Annotated in this window: 28 protein-coding genes; 17 read left to right on the top strand and 11 right to left on the bottom strand. The window is 39.5% G+C overall.

Annotated features, from left to right (window positions below; translation table 11 throughout):
- The first annotated feature begins 333 nt into the window (after positions 1–333).
- The 3 genes from HF078_RS11115 (at position 334) to HF078_RS11105 (ending at position 4,022) form a co-directional block, all read left to right on the top strand.
- The gene (locus HF078_RS11115) at positions 334–1,419 is read left to right on the top strand and encodes a CotH kinase family protein (protein ID WP_169291216.1); all 1,086 of its coding nucleotides are present in this window, start codon (positions 334–336) and stop codon (positions 1,417–1,419) included.
- Between the two features lie 472 nt (positions 1,420–1,891).
- Entirely contained in the window at positions 1,892–2,842 is a 951-nt protein-coding gene (locus HF078_RS11110) for an NAD-dependent epimerase/dehydratase family protein (RefSeq protein WP_169291215.1), read from the top strand.
- A 1-nt stretch (position 2,843) separates the two neighbouring features.
- On the top strand, positions 2,844–4,022 hold the full coding sequence (locus HF078_RS11105; RefSeq protein ID WP_169291214.1) for a glycosyltransferase family 4 protein: 1,179 nt from the start codon (positions 2,844–2,846) through the stop codon (positions 4,020–4,022).
- A 96-nt stretch (positions 4,023–4,118) separates the two neighbouring features.
- Here the strand turns inward: HF078_RS11105 and HF078_RS11100 are convergent, their stop codons facing one another.
- Positions 4,119–5,744, bottom strand: a complete 1,626-nt coding sequence (locus HF078_RS11100; protein WP_169291213.1) for a glycosyltransferase family 4 protein — start codon at positions 5,742–5,744, stop codon at positions 4,119–4,121.
- Positions 5,741–6,826: a CotS family spore coat protein gene (locus HF078_RS11095; RefSeq protein WP_481748012.1), complete on the bottom strand. Its 1,086-nt coding sequence runs from the start codon at positions 6,824–6,826 to the stop codon at positions 5,741–5,743. Before HF078_RS11095 ends, HF078_RS11100 begins: the two co-directional genes overlap by 4 nt.
- A 466-nt stretch (positions 6,827–7,292) precedes the next feature.
- Here HF078_RS11095 and HF078_RS11090 point away from each other — a divergent pair, with 466 nt between their 5' ends.
- The 5 genes from HF078_RS11090 (at position 7,293) to HF078_RS11070 (ending at position 10,976) form a co-directional block, all read left to right on the top strand.
- The gene (locus HF078_RS11090) at positions 7,293–7,655 is read left to right on the top strand and encodes a Na-translocating system protein MpsC family protein (RefSeq protein ID WP_060664385.1); all 363 of its coding nucleotides are present in this window, start codon (positions 7,293–7,295) and stop codon (positions 7,653–7,655) included.
- A gap of 147 nt (positions 7,656–7,802) precedes the next feature.
- On the top strand, positions 7,803–8,810 hold the full coding sequence (locus HF078_RS11085) for a sodium-dependent bicarbonate transport family permease (RefSeq protein WP_169291211.1): 1,008 nt from the start codon (positions 7,803–7,805) through the stop codon (positions 8,808–8,810).
- A 13-nt stretch (positions 8,811–8,823) separates the two neighbouring features.
- Complete coding sequence (locus tag HF078_RS11080; protein WP_169291210.1) at positions 8,824–9,315, top strand: carbonic anhydrase; 492 nt, start codon at positions 8,824–8,826, stop codon at positions 9,313–9,315.
- A gap of 43 nt (positions 9,316–9,358) precedes the next feature.
- Complete coding sequence (locus tag HF078_RS11075) at positions 9,359–9,649, top strand: DUF6407 family protein (RefSeq protein WP_169291209.1); 291 nt, start codon at positions 9,359–9,361, stop codon at positions 9,647–9,649.
- 358 nt (positions 9,650–10,007) lie between these two features.
- Positions 10,008–10,976 (top strand): tRNA dihydrouridine synthase, encoded by a 969-nt coding sequence (locus tag HF078_RS11070; RefSeq protein ID WP_169291230.1) that lies wholly within the window; start codon positions 10,008–10,010, stop codon positions 10,974–10,976.
- 101 nt (positions 10,977–11,077) lie between these two features.
- Here the strand turns inward: HF078_RS11070 and HF078_RS11065 are convergent, their stop codons facing one another.
- The 6 genes from HF078_RS11065 to HF078_RS11040 form a co-directional block, all read right to left on the bottom strand.
- Positions 11,078–12,277 (bottom strand): MFS transporter, encoded by a 1,200-nt coding sequence (locus HF078_RS11065; protein ID WP_169291208.1) that lies wholly within the window; start codon positions 12,275–12,277, stop codon positions 11,078–11,080.
- Positions 12,278–12,457: 180 nt separating this feature from the next.
- A complete protein-coding gene (locus HF078_RS11060) occupies positions 12,458–12,763 on the bottom strand; it encodes an ArsR/SmtB family transcription factor (protein WP_169291207.1) in 306 nt (101 codons plus the stop codon).
- Between the two features lie 22 nt (positions 12,764–12,785).
- Positions 12,786–13,550, bottom strand: a complete 765-nt coding sequence (locus tag HF078_RS11055; RefSeq protein ID WP_169291206.1) for an SDR family NAD(P)-dependent oxidoreductase — start codon at positions 13,548–13,550, stop codon at positions 12,786–12,788.
- A gap of 357 nt (positions 13,551–13,907) precedes the next feature.
- Positions 13,908–14,477, bottom strand: coding sequence for a hypothetical protein (locus tag HF078_RS11050; RefSeq protein WP_169291205.1), 570 nt, complete (start codon positions 14,475–14,477; stop codon positions 13,908–13,910).
- 33 nt (positions 14,478–14,510) lie between these two features.
- Positions 14,511–15,239 (bottom strand): SAR2788 family putative toxin, encoded by a 729-nt coding sequence (locus HF078_RS11045; protein WP_169291204.1) that lies wholly within the window; start codon positions 15,237–15,239, stop codon positions 14,511–14,513.
- A 3-nt stretch (positions 15,240–15,242) separates the two neighbouring features.
- On the bottom strand, positions 15,243–16,130 hold the full coding sequence (locus HF078_RS11040; RefSeq protein ID WP_169291203.1) for a S8 family peptidase: 888 nt from the start codon (positions 16,128–16,130) through the stop codon (positions 15,243–15,245).
- 356 nt (positions 16,131–16,486) lie between these two features.
- Here HF078_RS11040 and helD point away from each other — a divergent pair, with 356 nt between their 5' ends.
- The 6 genes from helD to HF078_RS11010 all read left to right on the top strand — a co-directional run bounded on the left by helD (position 16,487) and on the right by HF078_RS11010 (position 21,981).
- Entirely contained in the window at positions 16,487–18,823 is a 2,337-nt protein-coding gene (helD, locus tag HF078_RS11035; protein WP_169291202.1) for an RNA polymerase recycling motor HelD, read from the top strand.
- Between the two features lie 144 nt (positions 18,824–18,967).
- Positions 18,968–19,810: a helix-turn-helix domain-containing protein gene (locus tag HF078_RS11030; RefSeq protein ID WP_205831585.1), complete on the top strand. Its 843-nt coding sequence runs from the start codon at positions 18,968–18,970 to the stop codon at positions 19,808–19,810.
- Positions 19,811–20,024: 214 nt separating this feature from the next.
- Entirely contained in the window at positions 20,025–20,849 is an 825-nt protein-coding gene (locus HF078_RS11025) for a manganese catalase (protein WP_169291229.1), read from the top strand.
- 149 nt (positions 20,850–20,998) lie between these two features.
- Positions 20,999–21,172, top strand: a complete 174-nt coding sequence (locus HF078_RS21295) for a YetF domain-containing protein (RefSeq protein WP_481748011.1) — start codon at positions 20,999–21,001, stop codon at positions 21,170–21,172.
- Entirely contained in the window at positions 21,108–21,350 is a 243-nt protein-coding gene (locus tag HF078_RS21290; RefSeq protein ID WP_169291228.1) for a YetF domain-containing protein, read from the top strand. Before HF078_RS21295 ends, HF078_RS21290 begins: the two co-directional genes overlap by 65 nt.
- Before the next feature lie 115 nt (positions 21,351–21,465).
- Positions 21,466–21,981, top strand: a complete 516-nt coding sequence (locus HF078_RS11010) for a DUF3231 family protein (RefSeq protein ID WP_169291199.1) — start codon at positions 21,466–21,468, stop codon at positions 21,979–21,981.
- Between the two features lie 93 nt (positions 21,982–22,074).
- Here the strand turns inward: HF078_RS11010 and HF078_RS11005 are convergent, their stop codons facing one another.
- Positions 22,075–22,599 (bottom strand): GNAT family N-acetyltransferase, encoded by a 525-nt coding sequence (locus HF078_RS11005; protein WP_169291198.1) that lies wholly within the window; start codon positions 22,597–22,599, stop codon positions 22,075–22,077.
- Positions 22,600–22,745: 146 nt separating this feature from the next.
- Here HF078_RS11005 and HF078_RS11000 point away from each other — a divergent pair, with 146 nt between their 5' ends.
- The 3 genes from HF078_RS11000 to HF078_RS10990 are packed head-to-tail and all read left to right on the top strand — an operon-like array spanning position 22,746 to position 24,433.
- On the top strand, positions 22,746–23,279 hold the full coding sequence (locus HF078_RS11000; RefSeq protein WP_169291197.1) for a hypothetical protein: 534 nt from the start codon (positions 22,746–22,748) through the stop codon (positions 23,277–23,279).
- Entirely contained in the window at positions 23,272–23,691 is a 420-nt protein-coding gene (locus HF078_RS10995; protein ID WP_169291196.1) for a hypothetical protein, read from the top strand. The genes HF078_RS11000 and HF078_RS10995 overlap by 8 nt, the downstream gene beginning before the upstream one ends.
- A 19-nt stretch (positions 23,692–23,710) precedes the next feature.
- Positions 23,711–24,433 carry a class I SAM-dependent methyltransferase gene (locus HF078_RS10990; RefSeq protein ID WP_169291195.1) on the top strand — a complete coding sequence of 241 codons (723 nt, stop codon included), beginning with the start codon at positions 23,711–23,713 and terminating at the stop codon, positions 24,431–24,433.
- Positions 24,434–24,454: 21 nt separating this feature from the next.
- Here the strand turns inward: HF078_RS10990 and HF078_RS10985 are convergent, their stop codons facing one another.
- Together HF078_RS10985 and HF078_RS10980 are read right to left on the bottom strand one after the other, a co-directional pair.
- Positions 24,455–25,009 carry a DUF3231 family protein gene (locus HF078_RS10985; protein WP_169291194.1) on the bottom strand — a complete coding sequence of 185 codons (555 nt, stop codon included), beginning with the start codon at positions 25,007–25,009 and terminating at the stop codon, positions 24,455–24,457.
- Positions 25,010–25,158: 149 nt separating this feature from the next.
- The gene (locus HF078_RS10980; protein ID WP_169291193.1) at positions 25,159–25,719 is read right to left on the bottom strand and encodes an AAA family ATPase; all 561 of its coding nucleotides are present in this window, start codon (positions 25,717–25,719) and stop codon (positions 25,159–25,161) included.
- Between the last annotated feature and the right edge of the window lie 409 nt (positions 25,720–26,128).

The following is a 26,128-nucleotide window of genomic DNA, read 5'->3' as shown; positions in this document are numbered from 1 at the left end:
GAGCCAGAACCAGAGCCAGAGCCAGAGCCAGAGCCAGAACCAGAACCAGAACCAGAACCAACTTCAACTTCAGTATCTTTATTACCTGCGGATCCTGGATTACGGCTTAGGAATCCATCAAGTCCATATCCCCTAGCCTCATTATATAACTTCGAGATTTCTTCTTTCCCCATCTATATTACCTCCTTTTTAATTAAGTCCTTAAAAATAAGGTTACGGTATTTTATGTTGTTCTATTTTTAATGGTTCTCCATATTGCTTAATAAAATCATTATCAAGCGCACAATTTTGTTCATATGATAAGGATAATATGTGGGGGAGGCAATGATTTAGATGCAATTAAATGAAATACCTACAATAAAAATTTCGATAGAACCTAAATTACTACAATCCCTGGAAAACAATATTTGGCAGGAAGAACCTATTCCTTCCAAAATAGAAGTAAACAACCATACTTATGATATAGGAATAACCTACCGTGGCAATCATACGAGGAAATTCAACAAAAAGTCTTATCGAATTATTTTTAATGAATGGAATAAAGAATTTGTAGCGCGTGAAGTTCATCTTAATGCAGAATTTTGTGATCCTTCATTAATTCGAAATAAGCTATCCTTTGAATTTTTCAAGAAAATTGGGAGTATGGCACCTGACTCCAAGCATGTTTTCCTCGAGGTTAATGGTGAGCCTGCAGGCATTTATTTGCTACTCGAATCAGTAGATGATTTGTTTTTGCAAAACAGAGAGCTTCCCTATGGACCAATCTATTACGCAACAAATCATAAAACTAATTTTTCTTTATTAACCACAAAGGGGAAGCTGAAAGACTCCCTGATCTCAGGGTATTTACGTAAGTTAGGAGACGATAAAGACGACCTGGATTTGGAGAGGTTTATAGCAAAAGTAAACACCATTCCGCGCCATGTTTTTGGGGAGGAAATAGTGAAGTACTTGGACGTGAAAAAATACTTGAATTGGCTTTGCGGGGTGATTTGTACACAGAACTATGATGCATTCATTCAAAATTATGCGCTTTATCGAAATGGTCAAACAGGATTATATGAAATGATTCCTTGGGATTTTGATGCCACGTTCGGTAGGAATTGGAACGGAAAAGTGATGAAATGTGATAAGGTGCCGATTGAAGGATTTAATACACTTACAGCAAGACTTCTTGATGTTAAGGAGTTTCGGAATCAATATCAATTACGTATAAACGAAATATTAGACACACACTTTACTGCTTCAGAATTAGAACCACTCATCACCAATCTCCACAGCAAACTAGGTTCATACCTATCACATGATCCCTACAAAAAAGATACAGTCGAGTTATTTGATCAAGAGCCAGAATTTATGATGAATTTTATTTTAAATCGAAATCAATATCTTCGGAATCACCTGAAGGACCTGGAATAAAAGCTTGTTCTAAACTCCCGGGATCGATCGAATGAAGGCACTGAAAAACTGATAACGTAAAGTTTTTTATGTTTCCTAGCTGGTGATTGTAGCAAAAGGCGAAGACTCCTGAGGGAGCTAGCGCTAGGTGGAGACCCCGCAGGCGTAGCCGAGGAGGCTCCAGCAGTGCCCCTAGGAAAGCGAAGCCATTTGCGGAAATCACCAGCGGTGTCAAAAGAACATCTTAAATCAGAGACTTTTTCAGTGGCCTCCAGCAAATGCCAGGAGTATTTTTTTTGTCAATCTGCCTCTCAAGCCCATTTTACACAGCGTACTCATCCTCCTTTCACGTTTCGGACGAAGCAAAATAGGATATAAAAACACATCCATTTTCCTTCTATATAGACAAACAAGGAAGGATGACGGTGAAACTACTTTCCTAACTTCGTAGAAAGCTATATAACTTCATTATATTATTGGGGTGGCTAGACAAATGAGAATTATTGTGACGGGAGCTGCTGGTTTTATCGGCTCCCATTTATGTGAGCGGTTATTAAAAGAAAAAGAGAATGTAGTTATTGGTATCGATGGCTTCATTGATCCTGCTTTGAAACCGATAAAGCGGAGAAATATAAAAAACCTGTTGAACCATCCACGTTTTCAATTTTTAAATAAAAATTTACTAGAGTTGGATTGGAGTAAGGTTTTATATAAAGACGATGTTATCTTTCATCTGGCAGCTGTACCAGGTGTTCGTTCAAGCTGGGGAAACAACTTTCGATTGTATGTAGAAAATAATATTCTTGTGACACAACGATTGCTGGAAGCGTGTAAAACGATTCCTATTAAGAAGTTGATTTATGCCTCCACTTCTTCTGTTTACGGGGAGAAAATAGGGAGGGTTTCTGAAGATAGTGTACCTTTTCCACTCTCCCCTTATGGTGTAACGAAACTTACAGGAGAGTATTTGTGTAAGGTGTATAGTGAAAATGATGGAATACCGATAACCATGCTTCGCTATTTTACCGTGTATGGACCAAGACAGCGTTCTGATATGGCCTTTCATAAATTTATTGAATGCATCATTAAAAAGAAACCCATTCCCATATACGGAGATGGAAAGCAAACGCGTGATTTTACGTATATAGGAGATTGTGTGGAAGGAACAGTTTCCGTGCTCCATGCGGACCATGTTATTGGGGAAACGATTAACATAGGGGGCAAGGAACGGAAATCTATTTTGGAAGTTGTTGAAATACTAGAAGAGATTACCGGTCAAAAAACTACGCTAGATTTTATTGGAAAACCGCGCGGGGAACCAAGACATACATGGGCTGATATTACAAAAGCAGAAAAGCTACTACACTATTCACCAACTGTGTCCTTAAAAGAAGGGCTTCAATATGAGTTAAAGGATTTACTAGATTTATATAAGGAGGTGTAGGATGAAACTTGCCTATATTTGTACAGAAAAATTACCTTCCCCGGCTGTGAGGGGAGGGGCAATTCAGATGATGATTGACGGTGTGGCACCGTTTCTCCGTGAAAAATATCAATTAACCATTTTCTCTGTAAACGATGAAGCCCTTCCAGATCAAGAGACACGTGATGGGGTGGAATACATCCGTCTTCCCCAACAGGATTATGAAGTACATGTTGCACAAAAATTGAGGGAAAATACGTACCACATGATTCATGTCTTTAACCGGCCATTAAACATCCCGCTTTATAAAAAAGCTTCTCCTTCTAGCCAATTTATTCTAGGACTTCATAATGATATGCTCGCTGAAGAGAAAGTCCCCCATGAAAAGGGACAGGAGATTGTAAGTTCTGTAAAACGGATTGTGACCGTGAGTAATTATATAAAACAAACCGTGTTAGCACGATTTCCGGAAGCTGAATCAAAAATCAAAGTGGTTTACTCCGGTGTCAATTTAAATGAATATCCCCCCGTATGGACAAAAGAAGGCCAGAAAATTAGAAATAAATATCGAAAAAAATACAAGATCGAGAATAAAAAGGCTATTTTATTTGCAGGGAGGATAACGAAAGGGAAGGGCGCTCATTATCTTATCGAAGCCTTTAAAGCGATAGCTAAAAGACATTCTGACGCTGTTCTTGTGATTGCAGGAGGAAAATGGTTTAGTGATAATGGGGTTAATAATTATGTTCGATATGTGAGAAAATTAGCTGAACCGCTAGGGGATAAAGTGATTTTCACGAACTTTATCCCAGCAAATGAAATTCCAAACATCTTTATAATGAGTGATATTTTTGTATGTCCTTCACAATGGCAAGAGCCACTAGCACGGGTACACTATGAAGCATTCGCTGCTGGAATTCCTGTTATCACTACTAACAGAGGGGGAAATGCAGAAGTCGTATCTCATCAGAAAACGGGATATGTTATTGATGAGTATGATCAAGTGAGGGAGTTTGCCAAAGGGATTCAATTTTATTTAAAAAATAAGCAAGAGGCAGAACGAGTGACGAAAAACGCTAGAGAATTAGTGGAATCGAATTTCCAATTCCATCACGTTGCTGACCGATTAATGAACGTATATGATGAACTAACTCCGAAAAAAGAGGAACCGTTATTTAATCGAATGTTTGGTGGAATGTAATCGCCGATACAAATAATGAGGATGAGAAAAAGGTAACCAGTCAACCTTTTTTCTCATCCTCATTTTGTGTTTTTTAAGCCATTACTTGAAAACCGTTTATTTTCTCTTTTCTACAATCACTTCTTTATTAATCCAAGGTTTAGACTCACTAGGTTTCTTCCTCACTTTTTTCTTCGGTGGTCTTGGCACTTCTTCTTCAATAGGAGAAGTTTTCTCTTCTTTATTATCAGGAGATACGGGTTTAGTTGCCTCTCGTTTCTCTTCTTTCTCCATTTCCTCTTCCATTTCCTCCATTATGACAATAGACTGTTCTATCTCTTCATCTAATGATAAATCAATATCTGAAAAGAAGGGGTTTCTTCTGTTCATAAAAAACATGTAATTGAAATATTCGGCTACTGTTCTCGGTTGTCTTGGTTTCGGTGCTTCTTCCTTCTCTTGGATCTCTATCTCTTTCTCTTCTAGAACGATAGCGCTATCTTCCGTTTCTTCTTTATCTTTAGGAAGATCTTGGTTGGGTAGCTCTAGACTTTCCAGCTCCTCATCGGTTACTTCAAGGGCAATATTATGTTTGATTTTGTATTCAATTTCACTCCAAACCGCAGATATATCGCTGATCACACGGTCCCAATTGTGATTTTCTTCAGCGAATTGTCGGCCATATTCGCCCATCTTTTTACAGAGGGAAGGGTTGGAAAGTAACTTAGAGATATGAGTGACAAATTCTTGAGAATCTTCCGGTGTTTCAACGATGTAACCATTTTTTCCAACTTCGATAACTTCAGGGTTTCCTCCTCGAGCTGTCGTCACAATCGGTAGCCCTGCTGCCATCGCTTCATAGTGGACACGGGCTAACGGTTCTTCCCACTGCGATGGACATACAAATATATCTGCCGTAGCAAACCAGTCTTGAATTTGGTCTGGCTGAACAAATCCGGTAGTGATTACTGGTATAGGAAGCCTGTCAGCAATCGATTTGATATAGGCAATATAATCGCTCATTCGATTATCACTAAAGCCTTTGGCTCCCATTAGAACTAACGCGATGTCTGGGAATTTTTTGGATAAGTCCTCCATGGATCGTAGGAGTATATCTGCCCCTTTGTTTGCAGAAAGCCTGCCGGCAAACAAAATGACCTTTTTAGATCCGAGCTGATGTTGTTGACGCATGGATGCTCGAATATTTCTCCCTTTATTAGAATAAACAGGAACAAAGCGATCTAGGTCAACACCTGAATAGATCGTTTTTACTTTATTTTCAGCCTCTGGAAATAGCTTGACAATCTCCTCTCCGATATAATTGCTGATGGTAATGATTTTATCTAATTGTGCAATGGCTTCCTTGCCTTCCTCAGGCGAAATTTTCTCTCGTTTAAACATGTCATTGTGCATACTCAAGATGATTCTTGATTTCGGTGCTACTTCCCGGATGGGTAAAACAAGGCGGGGACGATTAAAAATATGAATTAAGTCAAAAGACTGGTCTTTGATGTATTCGACTACTCCTGCCCGATAAGTCTCTAATAGTCCTCCTGGAACTCTTACATACTGAATTCCATCTTTTGTTTCCTTATCAGGCAAGGTTTCATCTTGCCGTCCTAGTATCGTAATCGAATGATTTTGTTTTAAGCTTGGAACAGCTCCTGATATATATGTTTGAATCGCACCGCCTTTTACTGGTGGGACTGGAAGCTTTTCCGTACTAACGATGAGTACCTTCATTTTCTTTTTCCCCCTCTCCATTCTGCGCGTAATTGTTCCAGCACAGGCCACTTGGTTTGATCGATTTCAACGATTCTATTTACGACAGCATCAAGTTCGCTACTTAAGGCGATGGTTGGCTCAAATAAGATATCTTTTACATTCTTGTAAAAAAGGTTAGGAAGGGAGAACTCGACTAATAGGATTTCGAATAATTCATCTGTAATCGGGTTGGCCTCATCGTATGCATCCAACATGGCAACAATCCAGTTAATATCCCATTTACCGAGATCATCCATCGATCCGCCGATTAATTTTCGTAAATCTCGAATCGGGATATCATACGCCACTCCATCCAGGTCAATAATCCACATTCCTCCTGGACCCATTTGGCCATTCGACCATCCGTAATCTTGGTGAACTAATCCCCATTCTTCATTGCCCAAAGCGACTAGCTGTTGATAAGGCGATTCTTCCAACTTTGTTATGGCGTTCTTAGCCTGCTCTTCAAACATATCAACTGTGTTCAAAATGGTCTTGCTTGCAGGCATTTCCGAATATAACTTGGCAATATCTCGGAACCATGTCATTTTTTTCATCACTTTTTGATACGTTTTTGGCCAACGGTAAAGCCTTGAAGCGACCTCTGCTCCTTTAGGTGGAACATATCCTTTTGAAAGTTGATGAAATTCTCCGATTGCATTGCTCAATAGCTTTGCCCCTTCTATGTCTGCAGAAACTGGTTGAAGCGGTTCGATCCATTCAGCTACAAACCAAATCTTCCCCCCCATTTCTACGACATTACTATCACTTTTTGTCTTGATAATCGCAGGCACTCGAGCATTCTTATCGTTCACTAAATATTCCTGTGCCCCTATACTAAATAAACTCCGTGTCGGTCTTCGATGGAGTATTTTCAAGCTTTTTGGACCTTTGTTTGTTTCCATTTTCCATATTAGTCCGCCTTTATCTGCCTTCGTGGTAATAACTACCCTACTACTCACGGTGAAATCATAATGCTTAATGACTTCGTCTGCCATTTGCTCTATATATGGCGGAACATAAAATTCACCTAAGGTTTCATCAGCATCATCCCACGGCATAATGAGTTCTTCCAAGCTGCTCATTCCCTTCTCTGAGTATATTGTCTATCTATAGTATTCATTGGGATAGAAACAGGATAGTCATTTGTCCATTATTAAGAAATAATAGGTAAACGTTTAGAAGGAAGTTCATAATGGTACTTTGAACGTGCCAAAATGATCCTAGTGAAAGGTAAATAAAGGCATGTAAAAAAGGTTATCGGGTCAGTGTGCCCGTCCCCTAGAATCCCTCTTGACATCCTTATCGTTTTAAGGTAATTTAAATATAAATTTATATTCGAGAGATTTTATTTTTCCTTTTTACTGTTACCTAGAGGGCTTTAGCAGGCTGTTAAACGATTGTTTGACAGGATGAAAAAGTATTTCTTAAGAGATAAAAGGCAAATATAAGATAAATCGGTGTATTTCTTAAGTATAGGCTTAAGGGATGCACCGATTTTTTGTTCAGGGGGGAAGCGTGATGATCATAAAAAAATCAAAAGGTGCTATGGAATCAGATATAAGCAAAGCAATTACGCAATGGGAAAAGGATTATCTTGGACGTGGGTCTGTGTCTGTTAAAGCAGATATATTACGGGATATGATCATTGTTAATTTGAATGGGGTTTTAACACCTGCTGAGTATTCCGTGTGTGAAACAAAAGAGGGAATGTTGACAATTAAGAAAACTCGTTCAGAGTTAGTAGAATCAGGATTGGGTAATCTGAAGGATATTATTTTTACAATCACGGGGGAAAAGGTGAAAAGCTTTCATACAGACATTAGTTCTCGTACAGGTGAACGTGTCATGGTCTTTAAGTTATATGAAGATTTGGAGAAGAAAATGTAATATCCACTATAAAGGGAGATCTTTAAAAAGCCTTAGGGCGTGTTGAAGGTAAACCGACATTTCAGTAGCAGTGGTTTGTTTTGTACCACTTGTATGCTGATGATGTCGGTTTTTTTTATGGTGGAAAAATGGATGGGAGGAAGTTGGATGAATGACATAATTGTTCAAAATTTGTTATCACCTGTGGTGTTGTTTTTTGTATTAGGCATTATTGCTGCCATTTTTAAATCTGATTTGAAATTTCCAACGGGTTTAAGTGAAGGATTAAGCATTTACCTGTTAATTGCAATTGGGATAAAAGGGGGAATGGAGCTTTCGAACTACTCCATCGAAACGGTGTGGGCACCCATACTTGGCACCTTATTTTTAGGAATCGTCATTCCTTTTCTAACCTTGTTTATCATGAAAATGATCAAAATGGATCTGAAAAACTCGATTGGATTGGCCGCGACTTACGGGTCAGTAAGTATTGTGACGTATGGAGCTGCCATTTCATTTTTAGATAAAAGCGGTACATCGTACGAAGGGTTTATGAATGCATTAGTGGTGTTAATGGAGAGTCCGGCCATTTTAGTTTCGTTTCTTTTATTAAAAATCTTAGAAAATAAAAAGGATTATCCGATCTATTCGACACAGAGCATGGGGTTTCTTCCGGCATCCGCTAATTTATTTGATAAAGACATGTTGAGGGAAAGTATATTCGGCAAAAGCATTCTACTCCTCCTTGGCAGTTTAATCATAGGCTGGATCGTTGGGGAACAGGCAATCCCGATGGTGAAACCTTTGTTCATTGACTTATACGGCAGCGTGTTAATTCTTTTCCTCTTAAATATGGGATTGATGGTAGGCCAGCGCTTACCAGAGGTGAAAAAGCACGGGCTGCCCTTGCTGTTATTTGGTTTAGTTACGCCCCTTTTATTTGGTGCTTTAGGAGTTCTTGTAGGAAACTTTGTAGGTTTATCGTTAGGGGGAGTGACATTGATGGGCGTATTAGCTGGAAGTGCTTCGTACATTGCCGCACCTGCAGCGCTGAAAACCTCGGTTCCAGAGGCCAACCCATCAATCTATTTAGGCTTATCTTTAGGAGTTACGTTTCCTTTTAACTTAATCATAGGAATACCTATTTATTACGAAATGGCAAAATGGGTACAATAAGGGAGGAATAAAAATGTCCAATGTAGTAGGTTCATTAACGAAAAAAACAATTGTTATTTCTAGTATCAATCAAGATATGCAGCCTTTACTTCCGATCATAACCAATAGACAGGAAAAGGATTTGTTGGTGTTGAATAGCTTTGGGGCTGTCATTTCCCAACCTTATGGCTGTTTGATCAGAAATGTTATTTTGGCATTGTACAGTGAAAATGTTGATGAAATCTATCTTATCGGGGAACAAGACAGGAAAGTAGGCAGCCTGGATAAAGAGGAATTATTAAGTAAGATGAAGCAAGCAGGTGTATCACAAGGAACAATCAACACCCTTAATTATATTGATGTAGTCAATCATGATGTCTTGGATTGGTTGGTCGGTCCATCAAAAGTGCAGGATGTCATGGAGAAAAACAAAAAATTCCTGAAAGGTCATCCGTTCATTCCCAATGACATACCTATCCATGCTTATATCGCTGATGTAGAAACGGGAGAATATTATTCAGTCTAGAGGTTATGGTATCCTTAGGGAAATCACCATAAGGAGAATGTATATGAGCGCAAATTTACAGGACTTTGTCCAACATACAATAGACAGGATGGAACATTTTGATCAGCAAAATGTCGATTGCATCAAAAAACTGGTGAAAGAAGCCATTTATTTTTATAAACTTAATTCTTTTCAAGAAGTGGAAGAAACAAAAGAAGGTACCACAGAATTTTTATATATACACTCGATGATGGAGGAAAACCTTCTGTCTAAAGTAGTGGAACTCTCTATGGGAATGGACAAAGGTTTGGACATAGAGGAGGTTTATAAAGGCTGTGTCATAAGAGAATATTAGATAGAAAATGTGGGCTCTCAGACATTATTGTTGTCGGAGTCCCTTTTTTATAAGGCTCCACAAAAGATATTGTTGCAGCTTATTATGCTTTTATAGTTCCATTTGCCGTGTTTAAGAATCAGGAGTAAAATGGATGTAAATTTAGGCGGGCAAAACGACTCTACATTTTTTTAGTGTTGAGTCGTTTTTGTTTGAATTATGGTATACCATGGAGACCGCAATACATTTTTCATTTAGCAGTAATTCCAAATACTAGTGTTTGAAAATTAGGGAGGAAGCATGTTATAAAGTTATTTAGTGTGAAATTTTTGAACGGGTATTAGAAGTTGCAATTATGACGAGAGGATTTGAGCTTGATATGATAGATAATTTTTGGCGTGATTTACCGAAGCCGTTTTTTGTGCTGGCGCCGATGGAAGATGTGACAGATGTAGTTTTTCGCACGGTGGTAAGGAAAGCTGGGCGACCGGATGTATTTTTTACAGAGTTCACAAACTCTGACAGCTATTGTCATCCAGAAGGCAAAGACAGCGTACGCGGGCGCTTGCTTTTCACGGAAGAGGAACAACCAATGGTGGCACATATTTGGGGAGATAATCCAGAATACTTCCGTCAAATGAGTATCGGGATGGCGGAGCTAGGTTTTAAAGGAATCGATATTAACATGGGTTGTCCTGTACCGAATGTGGCGACAAGGGGAAAAGGGAGCGGCCTAATCCAAAGACCGGATGTAGCAGCCGAACTAATTCAGGCAGCAAAAGCGGGCGGACTTCCTGTCAGCGTCAAAACACGACTAGGCTTTACAGAAGTAGATGAGTGGAAGGAATGGTTAAAACATATCCTAGAACAGGACATCGCGAACCTTTCTATTCATCTGCGTACGCGAAAAGAAATGAGTGAAGTCGATGCGCATTGGGAGCTGATTCCAGAAATTAAAGAACTGCGTGACCGCATTGCACCAGATACGCTGCTAACCATCAATGGAGATATTCCTGACCGTCAAAAGGGCCAGGAGCTTGCCGAGAAATATGGCATTGACGGCGTCATGATTGGACGAGGCATCTTCAAAAATCCTTTTGCTTTTGAAAAAGAGCCGAAAGAGCACAGTAGCAAAGAGTACCTCGATCTTTTGAGGCTACAGCTAGACCTTCAAGATCATTATGCTGAGATAGTACCACGTTCCATTTCAAAGCTTCACCGCTTCTTCAAAATTTACGTGAAAGGATTCCGTGGAGCCGGAGAACTGAGAAATCAACTCATGAACACCAAATCAACGGATGAAGTACGTGCGTTGCTGGATGCGTTTGAGAAAGAGAATGAGTTGTAGGGTACACCTCGATCCACTATCCAAAAAAAATTAGACAATGTGAAAAGCCGAGAATATATGCTATTCTCGGCTTTTGTGCGCTTAAATGATGAAAATACGGGTCAGCGTGCCTGTTCCCGCGACGCATCTCTCTGATCCAAATAATAACTTAAAAACGTCAGAAGACTCGCACCAACCGCAACAACACCGCCAACCCAAGTGACATGAATAAGGCCAACATTATGGTACACGACTCCGCCTAGGGCTGACCCAAACGCGATGCCGACGTTACTTGCCACTGGCATGAGGGAAGCGGCCAGTCCAGTTGCTGTTGGTTGATAAATTTTGGCTAGGTCAATCAGGTAAAGCTGGGTGGATGTAGTTAAAAGAATGGCCATTAACGACATCAATCCAAGGTTGACAAGTCCCAATCCAAAATGATGAATGGTCCAAAATAAGCTGATCAATACAGCTGCCTGTACAAGAAACACAAATCGAAGGCGACCGATTGCATTATGGCTGGCTATTTTACCTGCCAGGATATTGCTGAAAATCGAGATGAAACCGTACACGAAAAGAATCAAACTGATGGAATAGCTTGGTGCGCCCATTCCCTCCAGGATAGGAACAAGATAGGTGAAAACGACATAGGTTGCTCCAAATCCGAGCGCCGGAATGAAAAAGGCGATCAATATTCTCGGGTTGGTCAGCAACGAGAACTGATCTTTGATTGAGCTTCGAACTTGGCTGAGCTTGCTGGGCAGGACGAAATAGGAAGCCAGGAACGCCAATACTCCCAGTATGGTGGTCAGCATGAAAGTGGAATTCCATCCAAACCAGGATGCCACGACTGTCCCGATCGGCACTCCGATGACGTTCGCAAGGGTAAAACCACCGAACACAAATGATATCGCAAGTCCGCGCTTTGCTGCGGGCATGGTTTCACTTGCTACAATCATGGCCAAAGAAATTAGAACTCCTGTGACAATGGCCGTTAGAATCCTAAAAGCAAGCAGCATCGTGTAGGACGTAGAAACAGCACATAATGCGTTGAAAATAATGAACGCTCCAATCAACACCAACATCCATTTACGCTTTGGAAAATGACTGGTTGCAGACATCACAATCGGTGTGGCGATGGCAAACGTAATCGCAAACGCAGAAACCAGCGTACCAGCTTTTGCATTAGACATAGCAAGGCTTGAGGAAATATCCGTCAAGATCCCCACTATAACAAACTCACTTGTACCAAGAACAAATGTTAATAAAGAAAGGGTTAAGATGAGCAACCAATGTTGCCTCGTTAATTTTTCAGATTGCATAAATACCTCTTTTCTAAGCTGTATGTGCATGTGTAGGATGGTAGATAAATAACTTAAATATCATAACATAATGAATGGACTTTTAAGAAATTTTCTAGAATGAAAAAAAGCCGAGAATCCCTGGGATTCTCGACTTTCCTGCGTATGTGTAAGGGGAAAGGGGGCGGCGTGCCTGTCCCCTCACCCCATACATTCACTCTCCACAATGTCTACTAAAGCTTTCAACTGGCTCACACTAGTGTCCAAGGTTAACGAATAATAGCGCATGGTTCCTTTTTGTTCCATCTGCACCAATCGGTTGTCTTTTAAAATTTTTAAATGATGAGAAATTGCTGGTCGAGAAAGGGAGGACGTGTTGGCGATTTCTCCGACACTAAGGCTTTCGTGTTCTGCCAATAGTAATATGATATCTTGCCTGGCAGGATCACTTAATGTGGTAAACAACGGGATACAGGACCGAAAAACATCTATTGCTTTTTGTGTCATGGATGTGGCCTCATTTATAGTTTTAGTTTTCTTTCATGACAAGCTTCGCAACTTTAGCTGCCGTTTTTCTCGGCAAAAATTTTGCGGCCAATGCCCCAACTTTATTAAATCCACCCGTTATCACCACACCTTTTCCTTGCATTAAAGCATGATACCCTTGTTGTGCTACAACATCAGAAGACATCGCATTGCTAAACATTTTCGTGTTTTCTACTTTTGCAACAGAGCTAAAATTTGTTTTGGTTGCGCCAGGACATAGAGTAGTCACTGTGATGTTATCTTCTTTTAACTCCTCCGCCAATGCTTCTGAAAAGGATAGAACAAAAGCTTTTGTTGCGTAGTAGACGGCCATGTTAGGTCCTGGTTGGAATGCTGCAGTACTTGCTACGTTTAATATTTTTCCAGAATAACTCTCTTTCAAATCTGGAAGCAAATGATAGGTTAATTCGGTTAAGGAGGAAACATTGAGCTGGATCATATTCAATTGCTGCTCTATATTTAAGCTTTCAAAGGATCCCAATAAACCAAAACCGGCGTTATTTACTAATACATCCACTGAGATTTTCTGTGTTTTTATTTCATCTACAATTTCTTTTATTGCACCAGGCTTGCTTAAGTCCTTAGGAATTACTGTAACGTTCACGTTTGGAAAATCTCTTTTTATTTCTAGAAGCTTTTCTTCATTGCGTGCTATCACTACTAAGTTATAGCCATCATTTGCAAATAATTTTACAAAGTCCAATCCAAGTCCGCTAGATGCGCCTGTGATTACAGCTGTTTTCGTCATATATAAATTACCTTCCTTTTTGTTAAAGTATTTAAATGTTTAAGTGTTTAAACATATAATACAAAATGTGTTTTACTTCTGTCAATTGTTTTTTAATAAATGTGTAAGGTAAAATTTGTATTGAATTACGGCTTCTCTTTTAATCTAGTGGTAGCTCCATATTTATTGTGAACGTATTGTGCTTGCCTGAAGCTCTATGTAGCGTTTGCCTGTCTCTTTCTCCAATTTCTCTCTGAGGGGAAATCTTAAGGTTCCTTAAGGAATAGAGAGAAAGGGGCATAAAGAAGAGTAAAAAGCCGAGAACACTTGATATTCTCGGCTTTCGGGCTTATTTAAACATTATATTGGTCAGCGTGCCTATCCCCAAACTGACTCCAAAAAGTACACAATTTCTTCATTGATTACATATATCTTGATCATGTTACCATTGTAGTCGGGTGCTTTTTTTGTTTCCACAAGCCTTTGAAGTAAAGCGTTTTTTTCTTGATCTGATAAAGTATCCAGCTCATCTTCTAACCAAGTAGAATGCAAGTGAAACGTCTTCCAGTCATCCTTAGAGTTTAACCAGGGTGGTAAAGATGGTTCCTTTTTTTCGTTGTGGAACCGCTCTTTATATACTTCCATTTTGTCATCTATTGCTAAAATTATTTCAGAATTAAAGATGTTTTGGGAGTGAATATGAAGCCTTATGTAGAATTCATCCAGTTCCGCCGCAGCTTGTTCTTTCCACACTTTATACAGTTCTAGCATGGAGGAGACTACTTTCTTTTTATACCATGCAGGGACAAGGTGAATATCATGATAGGAGAACAACTTTAAGTTATCCACTTTATACTCCGTTAATTGTTGGATATCAAAAGAAGAATGAGTTTCTATAAGTTTATCCAACTGACGAACTCTTCTTTTCCAGCCTCTAGTTTTTTTCATTTTGATGCACCTCTTTGTTCAATGATGACTTAATTATAAATTGATTTTTCTACCGTTGACAGCGGGTTTATACATTTCTCCTGTCAAAGGATCCATACTACCTAGATGGTTTCCCTTGTGATCGTAAACTTCTATATCATTATGAGTGTTATCCCATTCATAATATCGTTTTTTCTTACCTGAACCGCTTGTCTTAGTTTTTCCACGGAAACTACTGAATTTTTTCCAAACGGGACTATCTGCTTTAGTCATATTTTTAGCAATTTCTCTTAATGTGTTTTTTCCAAAATGTTGTATTGCTTTTTGTACACCAGCTCTCGCGATAAATGCTACTATAATGGGAATTGCGGGTAGGATGGATGCATTAACCTCTTTGCTGTTATATACGTAATCTTCACCTGTTGCTTTATCATGAAATATTGCTACAAAATGTTCATCTTTTGATTCTATAACCGTAACATCAAAGTGAACATCAATAATGTCTCCACTAGTTTCAATAACATTCCCAAATACCTCTATTGTTTCTGATTCAACGAATAGGTGGACATCAACACTAGCTTTAAAATTTTGAGTATTTAGCTTACTATTTACCACTATTTGTTGATCGGTTTCTTTCGTAACTTCTGTGTGTAAAGTATCAGTAAGTATGCTAGAATTTTCTGATGTTCTTTGAACAGGAGTAACTTCTTCTGCATTACTTTTCATTGGTAAAGTGCTTAGCACCATTGTAAATACCATAATCTTTATCAAAAGTTTCCTCATAGGTTATTCTCTCCCCTTATGGTTCATATTTGTTTCTGCAAAATTAAAGTGTTTTTTTAACGACTGTAGAACGTTATCAATACTTACTTTGGAGGAGCTGTGAGATAAAATGGAAGCGGTGAATCCAGTTATAAAAGGTGTAGCAAACGAAGTCCCCTCAAATAATTGATATTCTCCATTGCTCGAAGTAGAGAGGATGTTTTGTCCAGGGGCTACAAAATCAATTTTTCCACTTGTAGCTGAATAGGTAGAATGAAGATTTTCATCTATGGAAGAAATGGAAAGTACTCCTTCATACTTAGCTGGGTACTGCACATACAACCCATATGTATTTCCGGCTGCTGCAACAATAATTATGTCACTAGAAATTGCTTTTTTAATAACTGCGTGCAACTCTTCTGAGTCATTCTCTACACCGAGGCTAATGTTTATTATGTCAACACCCTCATCAATACTCCATTGGATACCTCTAATTAGAGAATCAATCGTTCCTTTCCCTTTTTCATCCAACACTTTTACATCATAAATGCTCACACTCTGTGTAATCCCTACAATACCAATATCGTTGTGGTTTCCCGAGATAATGCCTGCAACTGCTGTGCCGTGGCCAAAGTCATCTTTTACTTTTTCTGATGGGTGAATGGCATTAAATTTTTTCACAACTTTACCCTTCAAATCTTCATGATTATCATTTATTCCACTATCGAGTACGGCCACTTTAACATCCTTCCCGGTGGAATAATCTACACCAACTAACTTTTGTCCCCATGGTACAATTTGATTATTTTTAGATTGTAGCTTTTCTAAATCATTCTCATATACATGTAGATCAGTTGAAAAGAATACACAACATATAAAAAATATAGTTACAACCCCGCAATTTACTTTCATAATCCCCTCCATTGAACTCGTCACAAAAACACCTTTCTATCTTATATATTGAAAATAAACAGAACCTTAACAAATCCTTAAATTAACCTTAAATATTAGATAAGAAAGTGTAAGTAAAAGTAAGCAGAGTTAGAGTGATTAGAATAATAGTATGAAAATTGATAAAAGGATTAATTAGTTATAAAGAGAATATTCTTTGTTATAAGGGGGAATTAAGAGCGGAGAATAAAACTTGAAAAATGTCTATACGAACCTAAGTAGATGTTTATAACATCTTTCATGAAATATACTAGTAAAATGGTTTCACAGAAAAAATGGGTCAGGTCCCATTACCCAAGGCCCAAAGGAGTGTTTGCATGAGTACCGAATTTCAGTTGGAGCAAGAACGTGTAGACGATGTGATGGAGACCATTACAAAGGAGATCGGGAAGCTTGAAAAGGAAACTTCCAGACGTAAAGATGAAGTCATTCATATTCGCAAACACTTTTGGGATGAAGTTAAGGTTAGTACGGATTCTTTTGATGATTATTTGGAAACAATCATTGGCTTGAGGCAGGAGGCGCAAGCGTTGTCAGTGAGCCAGAGCTCGCATAGGCATTCCTCGAAACGGTTAATTACGCTCCGTAAAATGCAAGATATTCCTTATTTCGGCCGGATTGATTTTAAAGAGGACGAAACAATGGAAGAAGAGCAAATCTATATTGGGATCTCAGCCCTTATGGATCAAAGTGGGGAGGAATTCCTGATTTATGATTGGCGGGCACCGATTTCAAGCGTCTACTATGATTACCAACCGGGTCGGGCGAAGTACACAACTCCCGGCGGAGAAATAGAGGGAACCTTAGAAAAAAAGTGGCAGTACTTAATCCGAAACGGTGATCTGGAGTCCATGTTTGATACAAGTCTCACCATTGGGGATGAAATTTTACAAAAGGTACTTGGTAAAGCGACTGCAGATAACTACATGCATAATATCGTCGCCACTATTCAGCAAGAGCAGAATCGGATTATCCGACATGACAGCGGTAGACTCTTAATTGTCCATGGTGCGGCAGGTAGCGGAAAGACATCAGCGGCTCTGCAACGGATTGCCTATTTGCTTTATAAATATAGAGATAACCTGGATGCCGACCAAATCCTTTTATTTTCCCCGAATTCCATGTTCAAGAGCTATGTGTCCAATGTCTTGCCAGAGCTTGGTGAGGAAAGCATGGAACAGGTTACCTTTCAAGAGTATCTCGATCACCGTCTTTCTAAAGCGTTCCAGGTGGAAAATCCTTATGAACAGTTGGAATATGTATTGACGGAGAATGGTTCGCCTGGCTATAGCGCAAGGCTTGCTGGTATAAAATTTAAGGCGTCCCTTCGTTTTTATGAGGCCATCCAATCTTATATTGATTCGTTAGCCGCGGAAGGAATGACGTTTAAGGACATCACTTTTAGAGGCGAAACGATTGTAACGGCTCAGCAAATTTCGGATCGATTTTATCAGCATGAAACGTCCCTTAGCTTGTCCAACCGACTGGAAAAGTTGAAGGAATGGCTGATTAAAGAGTTGAAATTCATTCAGAAGACGGAAAGTGATAAAGCCTGGGTTCAAGAGGAGATGGAGCTTCTTAGTAACGAAGAATACCATGAAGTACGGGCGTTTTTGGCGAAAAAGAAAGGCTTTGAGAGGGAAGAGGTTGCGGATTATGAAGTAGATCCAAGGGCACTTGCGCGTTTGCTGGTGCACAAGAAGATGAAGCCTTTGCGACAACGTGTTCGCAGCTACCAATTTATCGATTTCAAAAGTCTATATCAGCAGATTTTTGCGGAGTCAGCTAGGGTTAGGCAGTGGCTGGAAGGGGAGCCGCCTGAAGAGTGGCCGGCAATCTGCCAGGGTACCAATGAAGCGCTGAGTGCAGATAAACTGTGGTATGAGGATGCGACGCCTTTTTTACTCTTAAAAGAATTGATTCTTGGCTTTCAAATCAACAGTTCCATCAAGCATATTGTGGTGGACGAAGCGCAGGATTATTCTCCGTTTCAATTTGAGTTTATGAAGCGCCTTTTCCCTGCAGCCAGAATGACCGTTCTTGGTGACTTTAACCAGGCGATCTTTGCCCATGCAAGTGAAGCGGTTAACTTTGATGTGCTAAAGAAGCTTTATGGACCGGAGAAAACGGAGATCATCAATATTACGCGGAGTTACCGATCTACCCGACCAATTATCGAGTTTACGAGAAAACTTGTTTCAAATGGAGATAAAATAATCCCGTTTGACCGAGACGGCGAGGAGCCGGTGGTGACGGAAGTGGATGATTTTGAAAGCTTGCATGCTACGATCGCGGAGAGGGTGGAGGAGTTAAAGGCTCGAGGTTATCACAGCATAGCCATCATTTGCAAGTCGAGTGAAGAAAGTGGGAGTGCGTTTGAAGCACTCTCTCCAAGGGTTGATAATTTGAAGCTGTTGAAAATGAACTCGATGGAGTATGAACAAGGCGTGGTCGTTGTGCCGTCTTACTTGTCCAAGGGCATCGAGTTTGATGCCGTCATTATTTATAATGCGTCAGATGAAGTGTATGGCGATGAGAGCTTGAGAAGGGTGTTTTATACAGCGTGTACTAGGGCAATGCATTATTTGGAGATTTGTAGTGTGGGGACAGATTCCTTGACCCATTTGTGTGTTAATGGATTGAAATCTAAATAGTGAGAAGAAACCAAGTCTGTGATGATGGACTTGGTTTTCTTTTTAACAGAATGGAATCAACTCAAGCACCACTTGATATACATATTGGCAGAAAAATCTTACAATTGAACTATCAAAAGCAAAGAGGTGATGGAAGTGTTTGATATGAGGAGAATTGGAGTGCAGATTGTCAATTGGCGTAAAGAGAAGAAGTTGACGCAGATGAATTTGGCGGATCAACTAGGGGTGAGTTATCAGGCGGTGAGTAATTGGGAGCGTGGCGAGACGATGCCAGATATTGCAAAGCTACCTGAACTTGCGACCATCTTAGAGGTAAGTATTGATGAACTTTTGAATCATGAAAAAGGAAGTGCTCTGATTCAGCAGATTATAGCTGGGGAAGAGAAGAATTATAAAGCTTCTGCTGAGGAGTTTTCCAATGTGGCACCGCTCCTTGATTCCCAAAAAGCAGATGGAGTTTTTAAAAGTCTATCAGATACTTTCACCATGAAAGATTTGGCGACATTTGCACCGTTTATCAGTCAAGATCTGCTTGATGATTGTGCCAAAAAGAAATTTGATGAAGAAGGAATAAAACCATTAGCAGGCATTGCCCCATTTGTAAGTCGTGAACTACTGGATGAATTCGCGGAAAAATCAGTGAGCCATCAGGGGATTAAATCCATCGCCCCAATTGCCCCGTTCATAAGCCGGGACAAGCTGGGACTCTTTGCAGAAAGAGAATATGATGCACAAGGTTTGAAGCAAATAAGCGTGATTGCTCCATTTCTAAAACAAGAAGTGCTAACTTCACTTGCAAAGCAAGGTTTTGAAAAAGAAGGAATCCGTTCTATTGTTCCGCTCTGCCCATTTATCAATAAAGAAGTGTTGAATGAACTTGCACTAAAAGCTATTTCAGAAAAAGGATTAAAAGAAATCATTCCAGTCATGCCTTTTATTGATCAGGGAGTACTTAATGGTTATGTGAAGGAAAGTGGGGGTGTATAAAATCGGGCCCTCATCCGATTTTTACCCTTTATGAATAAGGCTATCTCTCTAAAAGTACGTTTGAAAATGAAAAAAAAGCAAAATTTTGATAATAATGGTGAATGAGCCAGACTTGCCTCCAACCAACATATTCACTTTCTTTAGCACAGGTATAGCTTCTATCCTATAGGTTAGGATAAGCACGTACGAAATTTTTTCAGAAGGAAGTGTTATGGTGTTTTTTCATGTAAAAGAACTTCAATATAGAGCAAAGCCAGATAGACCTGACCCAGTTTATGCAAAAAAACTTCAAGAAGTTCTAGGTGGACAATATGGCGAAATTTCCGTCATGATGCAATATCTTTTCCAAGGATGGAACTGCCGAGGGGAACAAAAATATAGAGATATGCTCCTGGACATTGGAACAGAAGAAATCGCGCACGTAGAGATGCTAGCTACCATGATAGCTCAGCTCCTGGACAAAGCGCCTTTGGAAGAGCAAGAAGAAGCGGCTAAAGATCCTGTTATTAAAAGCATTATGGGTGGAATGAATCCTCAACATGCAATAGTTAACGGATTGGGTGCTAGTCCTAATGATAGTGTTGGGTATCCTTGGACTGCAAGATATACAGTAGCAAGTGGGAATCTACTTGCCGATTTTCGTGCTAATTTAAATGCAGAAACACAGGGAAGACTACAGGTCTGCCGGCTTTATGAAATGACAGACGATCCTGGAGTAAGAGATATGCTGTCTTTCCTGATAGCAAGAGATACAATGCACCAAAATCAGTGGGCAGCTGCGATCGAAGAACTTCAACAAAAAGAGGGGTTTGTTGTACCTTCTACGTTCAACAAAGAATATGAATTGCAGGATGTATCGCATCAATTCCTCAATTGCTCTCAAGGGACCGAAAGTAAGCTTGGGCGTTGGGCAAGTGGGCCATCCATAGATGGGAAGGGTGAATTCACCTATGTTGAAGATCCAAAGCCAGCAGGCCAGGCACCTATATTAGAACCTGCACCTGGATATATACATGGGACGCCCATGAATCCTAACTAAATTCTTTTAACGGAGCTATTGGCCAGCATGAACAAGCCAGTGGCTCTATTTCGCTTCTTTTTAACATTAGGATACTGAAATAAACACTTATTAATCATGAAAAATGAGTTGAAAAAAGCTCGTTTAGACATTGATGCCTTAAAAGCTTTATTAAGACAAAAAATGTATTTTCCATGAAAGATGTAGATTACACGATTTTTGAAACAGTTGGCCAACTATCTGTCTTGAAAAAGGAATCAGAGCAACCTCTAACAAAATATCGATGGTGGGAAACAGATATCCAAACCCCATGTTTACCCTATTGCTACAGAGGTAATAAATGACGGAAAATTAAATGTATCGAACTTAGAAAAGCTAAACTTAAACGCGGAGTGGATAGACCTGCAATTTCGGTCATTCGGAATTAACTCAATCTCTGAAGTACAAAAAGACGGCACTTTTTATATCGATAAAAATGAAAGGCTTATCAAGACTGAATTGATGTTCTATCCTCAGTTTTAGTTCCGTTCAAATTGTTATAATTATAATACATCTTTATTAGTCGTCCAGGGGAGTATATTTATTGTGCTACAAACTTGAAAGGTGGCGCAGTATGCATATTTTTAGGAGGATGGTTATGGGTATATTAAGTGGAAATCCACAAGATGAACCAATGCATTATGGTGAAGTATTTGGAACTTGGAACTACTTGTTAACAGCAAAAAGCACAATCGCGGGATATCAGATGCAACTAAATCATGCAGGAGATGAAGACCTTAAGAAACTCTTGAAGGATAGCATAGAAGGTGGACAAGAAGAAATCAAACAGATCGAAACACTTCTCAAGGAAAATGGAATCGGCTTACCACCAACTCCACCTGAACCACCTCATGCGTGTTTAGACGACATTCCAGTAGGAGCTCGCATGCCGGACCCTGCCATTGCAGCAGCATTATCGGCTAATGTTGCTTCTGGATTAGTAGCATGTAGCACAGCTATGGGCCAAAGTATCCGTGAAGATATCGCAATGATGTTCGGACAATTTCATATGCAAAAAGCTCAACTGGGAGCAAAAGCTTTAAGATTGAATAAAGAGAAGGGATGGCTCATTCCGCCTCCCCTGCATAAAAATAAAAATGAACATTGCGAATAAAAATATTAACTAAATTTTTAGTCAATTAACACGTGGGGTAAAGGGACAGGCACGATTACCCTTGGTAGGTCGGCGTCCCTGTCCCTTAAACTCCTAAAATTCTTCCTTAAGATTCTCCCAACCATAAACAACTTCACTAAGTTTCTTTCCAGCAATCTGAACTTCAAGTTCATCTAATTTCTTGCCGCCTAGCGCTTCATAAAACAAACGCGACTCATTATCTTTTAAAACTAGAACAAGCATGGTGGATAATCCCATTCCTATGATTTCGTCAACGATTGGTTGAACAAGTGCTTTTCCAACCCCTTGGCCCTGATACTCCTTTAAAATATAGATGGCGTATAATTCCCCATCATAACCATCATACTTACCACTTCGTTCTTTCCCGCCGGATGAAAAACCAACTATTTCCCCTCCATTATCTTCTGCTACATATACTCCTCCGATAGGAATGCTGTTTATCCATATTTGTTCCCGGCTTTCATAAGTTAAATTGTTCAAGTATTCATCCGGTACAATTTTGGCATATGTAGTTTTCCAACTTTCAACGTGTACTCTAGCTATCCCTTTTGTATCTGATAAAGTTGCTTTTCTAATTTTAAAAACCTTATTATCCATTTGCTTACCTCCGTCAAAATATCACTTTAAATCCTCTTACAAGTGGCAGATTGTCTACTAGCTTCTACGGTCCTTCGGCAATTTAGTTTCACAAAAGACACGAGATACTGGTAAAATAATACTAAAACATTAGAACGGTGAACTGAATGCAACTAAAAATGTTTAAAGATATAGATATAACCAACCCAGAGCCACCTTACTTTCAAGTGAATGATAGTCAAAGAATACGGTTTTTATGGACGGTGCTTGAAGAGACTCCAGGAACGCTTAAGAGAATTTTTAAAAGTCTGAAGCTAGAAAAACGATCAAGGGTGGATTGCACCTTTCTTTCTGGCTATGAGTCGGATAGGTTCAAGCAAAAAGAAATCCTTCATTTAGGGAGAAGGTTTTCCATCACAAATTGGAGAGAAAATCGGTTCTGGAGTGATGATTTAGACTGTACATGTGTTTATACGACCATCACAGATTTAACCACGGAAAGTTTATACCGATACATAGTTGCGCTAATGAGAGGGCATCAAAGGTCGTTACATATTTGCTTTTATAATGAAGCATACCTTTTATATGCAAGCTCGGATGTACTTGATATTGTCTCGAGTGAAACGAATATTAGCAATTTTAAAGAAGCTTTTAGGAAGGATTATGACAAATATCATGAAGAGGAAAACAATAATGTTTAAGAAACTGTTCATTTTTGTAGGTCTCCTAGCTATCTTAGCTGCCTGCTCAGCTCAAAAAACAGTGGAGGACCCAATAAGCGAAGGAGAAGTGGTAGAAGTATTAACAGAGCAAGGTTTTATATTAGAGAAATCTAAAAAATACCCAACGAATAACGTTTTTACTCAAGTGCTAAAAGGTGTTACACCCGACGTGTACCTGCTAGATGGTAACTTGATATCAATATATGTTTTTTCAACCTCAAAAGAGAGAGCAGAGGCGGTTGTAGAATTTGAGGAGAAAACTGCAACAATGGAACTGATAGATCACCAAATTTATGGGTTAAATAACGTATTGGTGTTTTATGTGAGTGCAGAAGAAAGATTGCAAAAAGATTTGTTTGAAGCATTAATGTTATTGGATACTCCAGAATGAATAATGAAGGAGGCAAAAAATGAACGACCTCACAAAAGAAACCTACAACAAACTAGCCCAAACCTACCAAAATGACACGGACGAAGGAAGTCTTTATAACGCTTACTACGAACGGCCGGCAATGATGGCTGCTTTGCCGGCTGACTTGAAAGGTAAAAAAGTGTTGGATGCCGGTTGCTCGGCTGGCTGGTACAGTGCTCAATTGGTGCATCGCGGTGCCGAAGTTACGGGAATTGACCTAAGTCCGGACATGATAAAAGCGGCAAAAGAGAGGGTGGGGGACGATGCGACGTTTCTTTGCCGCGATCTCCAAGAGCCACTGCCGTTTGAGGATGATTCCTTTGATGTGATTGTCAGCTCCCTTACGCTTCACTATTTGAAGAATTGGACCTCGACATTCAAGGAATTTAGCCGTGTTTTGAAACAAGGCGGGACCTTTTTATTTTCGGTTCACCATCCGTTCATGGACTATACGAACTTCCAGTGTAAAGATTACTTCGAAACACAGCTACTAACAGATACTTGGCAAAAGCCGACCATCACAATTGAAGTCAGTTTTTACAGGAGGCCGATGGAGGATATCGTCAATCAAACTACTCAATTTTTCATGCTCGATAAACTGATGGAACCAAAGCCTCACGAGAAAATGAGAGACATTAAAGAAAAGGCTTATCACTATCTCATGACAAGTCCTCATTTCCTTATAGTGAAAGCAATGTCTAAAAAAATGCCCAAGGAATAAGATCTCTGGGCAATTGTGCATTTAATTAGGTGGATGGGGAGCCCCAGGTGGATTATATGGTGGTGGCACTCTTAACCAACCTCTGGCTTTCATTAAATTTTTCAGTGGTGCAGCAAATTTCATTAAATTAACCTGTATGGAAAAAAACAAAAGCCCCACATCGGTTCGAACTGTTTTTGACATAGCTTGGGCACAGAAGGTTACGGAGGCCGCAACTTTTACAGAAATAAGATTGGCAATCTCATCATCGGTTAATCTAACACCCTCGGGAACAGCACTTGGTTCGGAGGCTGGTTTATTTGGATAAATAAGGGGCAGTGGCACTCCTTCTTTAATCAGGAATTCCTCTATCTTTTTCGTATCAGCGAAGCTGCCTTCCAGCGCCTCTTCCAAAACGGGCTTCAAGTCAGTGTCAGTGGTAGTGTTGAGTGCAATCTGATAAAGAGTATGCGCTTCCTTAAAAGCTGTAAAAGCTGTCCAAAGATCCATAACTTCGCCAACATGTAAAGGGAATTTAGGCTCTTCATCTGTGAAATTTTTAATGATGGCTGCTATGGCTTCTATTGCGCTAGTCATTGTGAAACCTCCATATCCTGAATACTTTTTCTAAAAAAGTAGTTCTCTCTAATCTTTTAGTATGGCGGTTTACGTTGAATTTATTACAGTTTTTTTGAATTATAGGGGAAGGACATAGAGGGATAAGGAGGAGGGGAGGCCTCGAACCCTTAAAAATCGAAGCGATTCTTAATAGCCCTTGCGACATCCTCCGCGCTCCTATTCGTATTATCAATCTTAATGTAATTCTCAAATGGTATCTCTCCATCCAATGAGTTCAACCGATGCTTCTCCAACGTCTCCAACAAATCGTTCTCCGACCACTCCAAATCTCGCTTTTTCGGCTTGTGCTCCAGGCGGTTTGGCGTTTTATTTCGCTCCAGCCGCTCGTCTAGATCTGCTTCCAATTCGACATAGTAAACTGTCGCACCTCTGGACTCAAACAACTGGGTGAGGTTCTTCACATACTCCCAATCTGACTCCTTATCAAACATCCAAACATAAGTGAAAATCATGCCATACAGGTCGCTTTTTGAAACCTCTTCAAAAATCTCCTGCCTAAACAAATTCACTAACCGCTTTGCTTCCTTTGTGCTGTAGTCAAAAAAATGCCCAACCAAGTCAATCGTCATATGGTTATGAAAAAGCTTTAAATCCGTTATTTTCTCTAACTCTTGGCCAACCGTCATTTTCCCGACTGCTTGGGGGCCGAATATATGTACAAATTTCATGGAGATCGCTCCTTTAAAAGAATTAGGAATATTTTAACATGACTTTTTATAATTGGTTTGAAAAGTATAATATTTCTAAAAAAATATGGATATATATGTTAAATTATAAGTAAAGAGATTTTTCGAGAAGAGGTACTTGGCGAAAGAGGGGGAATCAATTTGTTGTACGAGAATTTAAGTGCTTTGATTTTTGGATTTTTATTTTGGTGGGCATTACTCCTTGTTTTCAAGAGGTTTCCTGGAAGCTATAAGCACAAAAACACTTGGAAAAGAGACATATCCGTTACGTTTATTCAAAGTTTAGTTTTGCTTGCAGCTTTTCAGATTGTCTTTTATTTTCAAAATAGCTGAACACAATTATTAAGCGAAGTAAGAGGGTGTATGGATGATATATAAAGTGCTGTTATTT

The organism is Bacillus sp. RO2 (assembly GCF_012911845.1).
GTDB lineage: Bacteria > Bacillota > Bacilli > Bacillales > Bacillaceae_I > Sutcliffiella_A.
The sequence above is the reverse complement of the archived record's forward strand: the minus strand, read 5'-3'. Positions and strand labels throughout refer to the sequence as shown.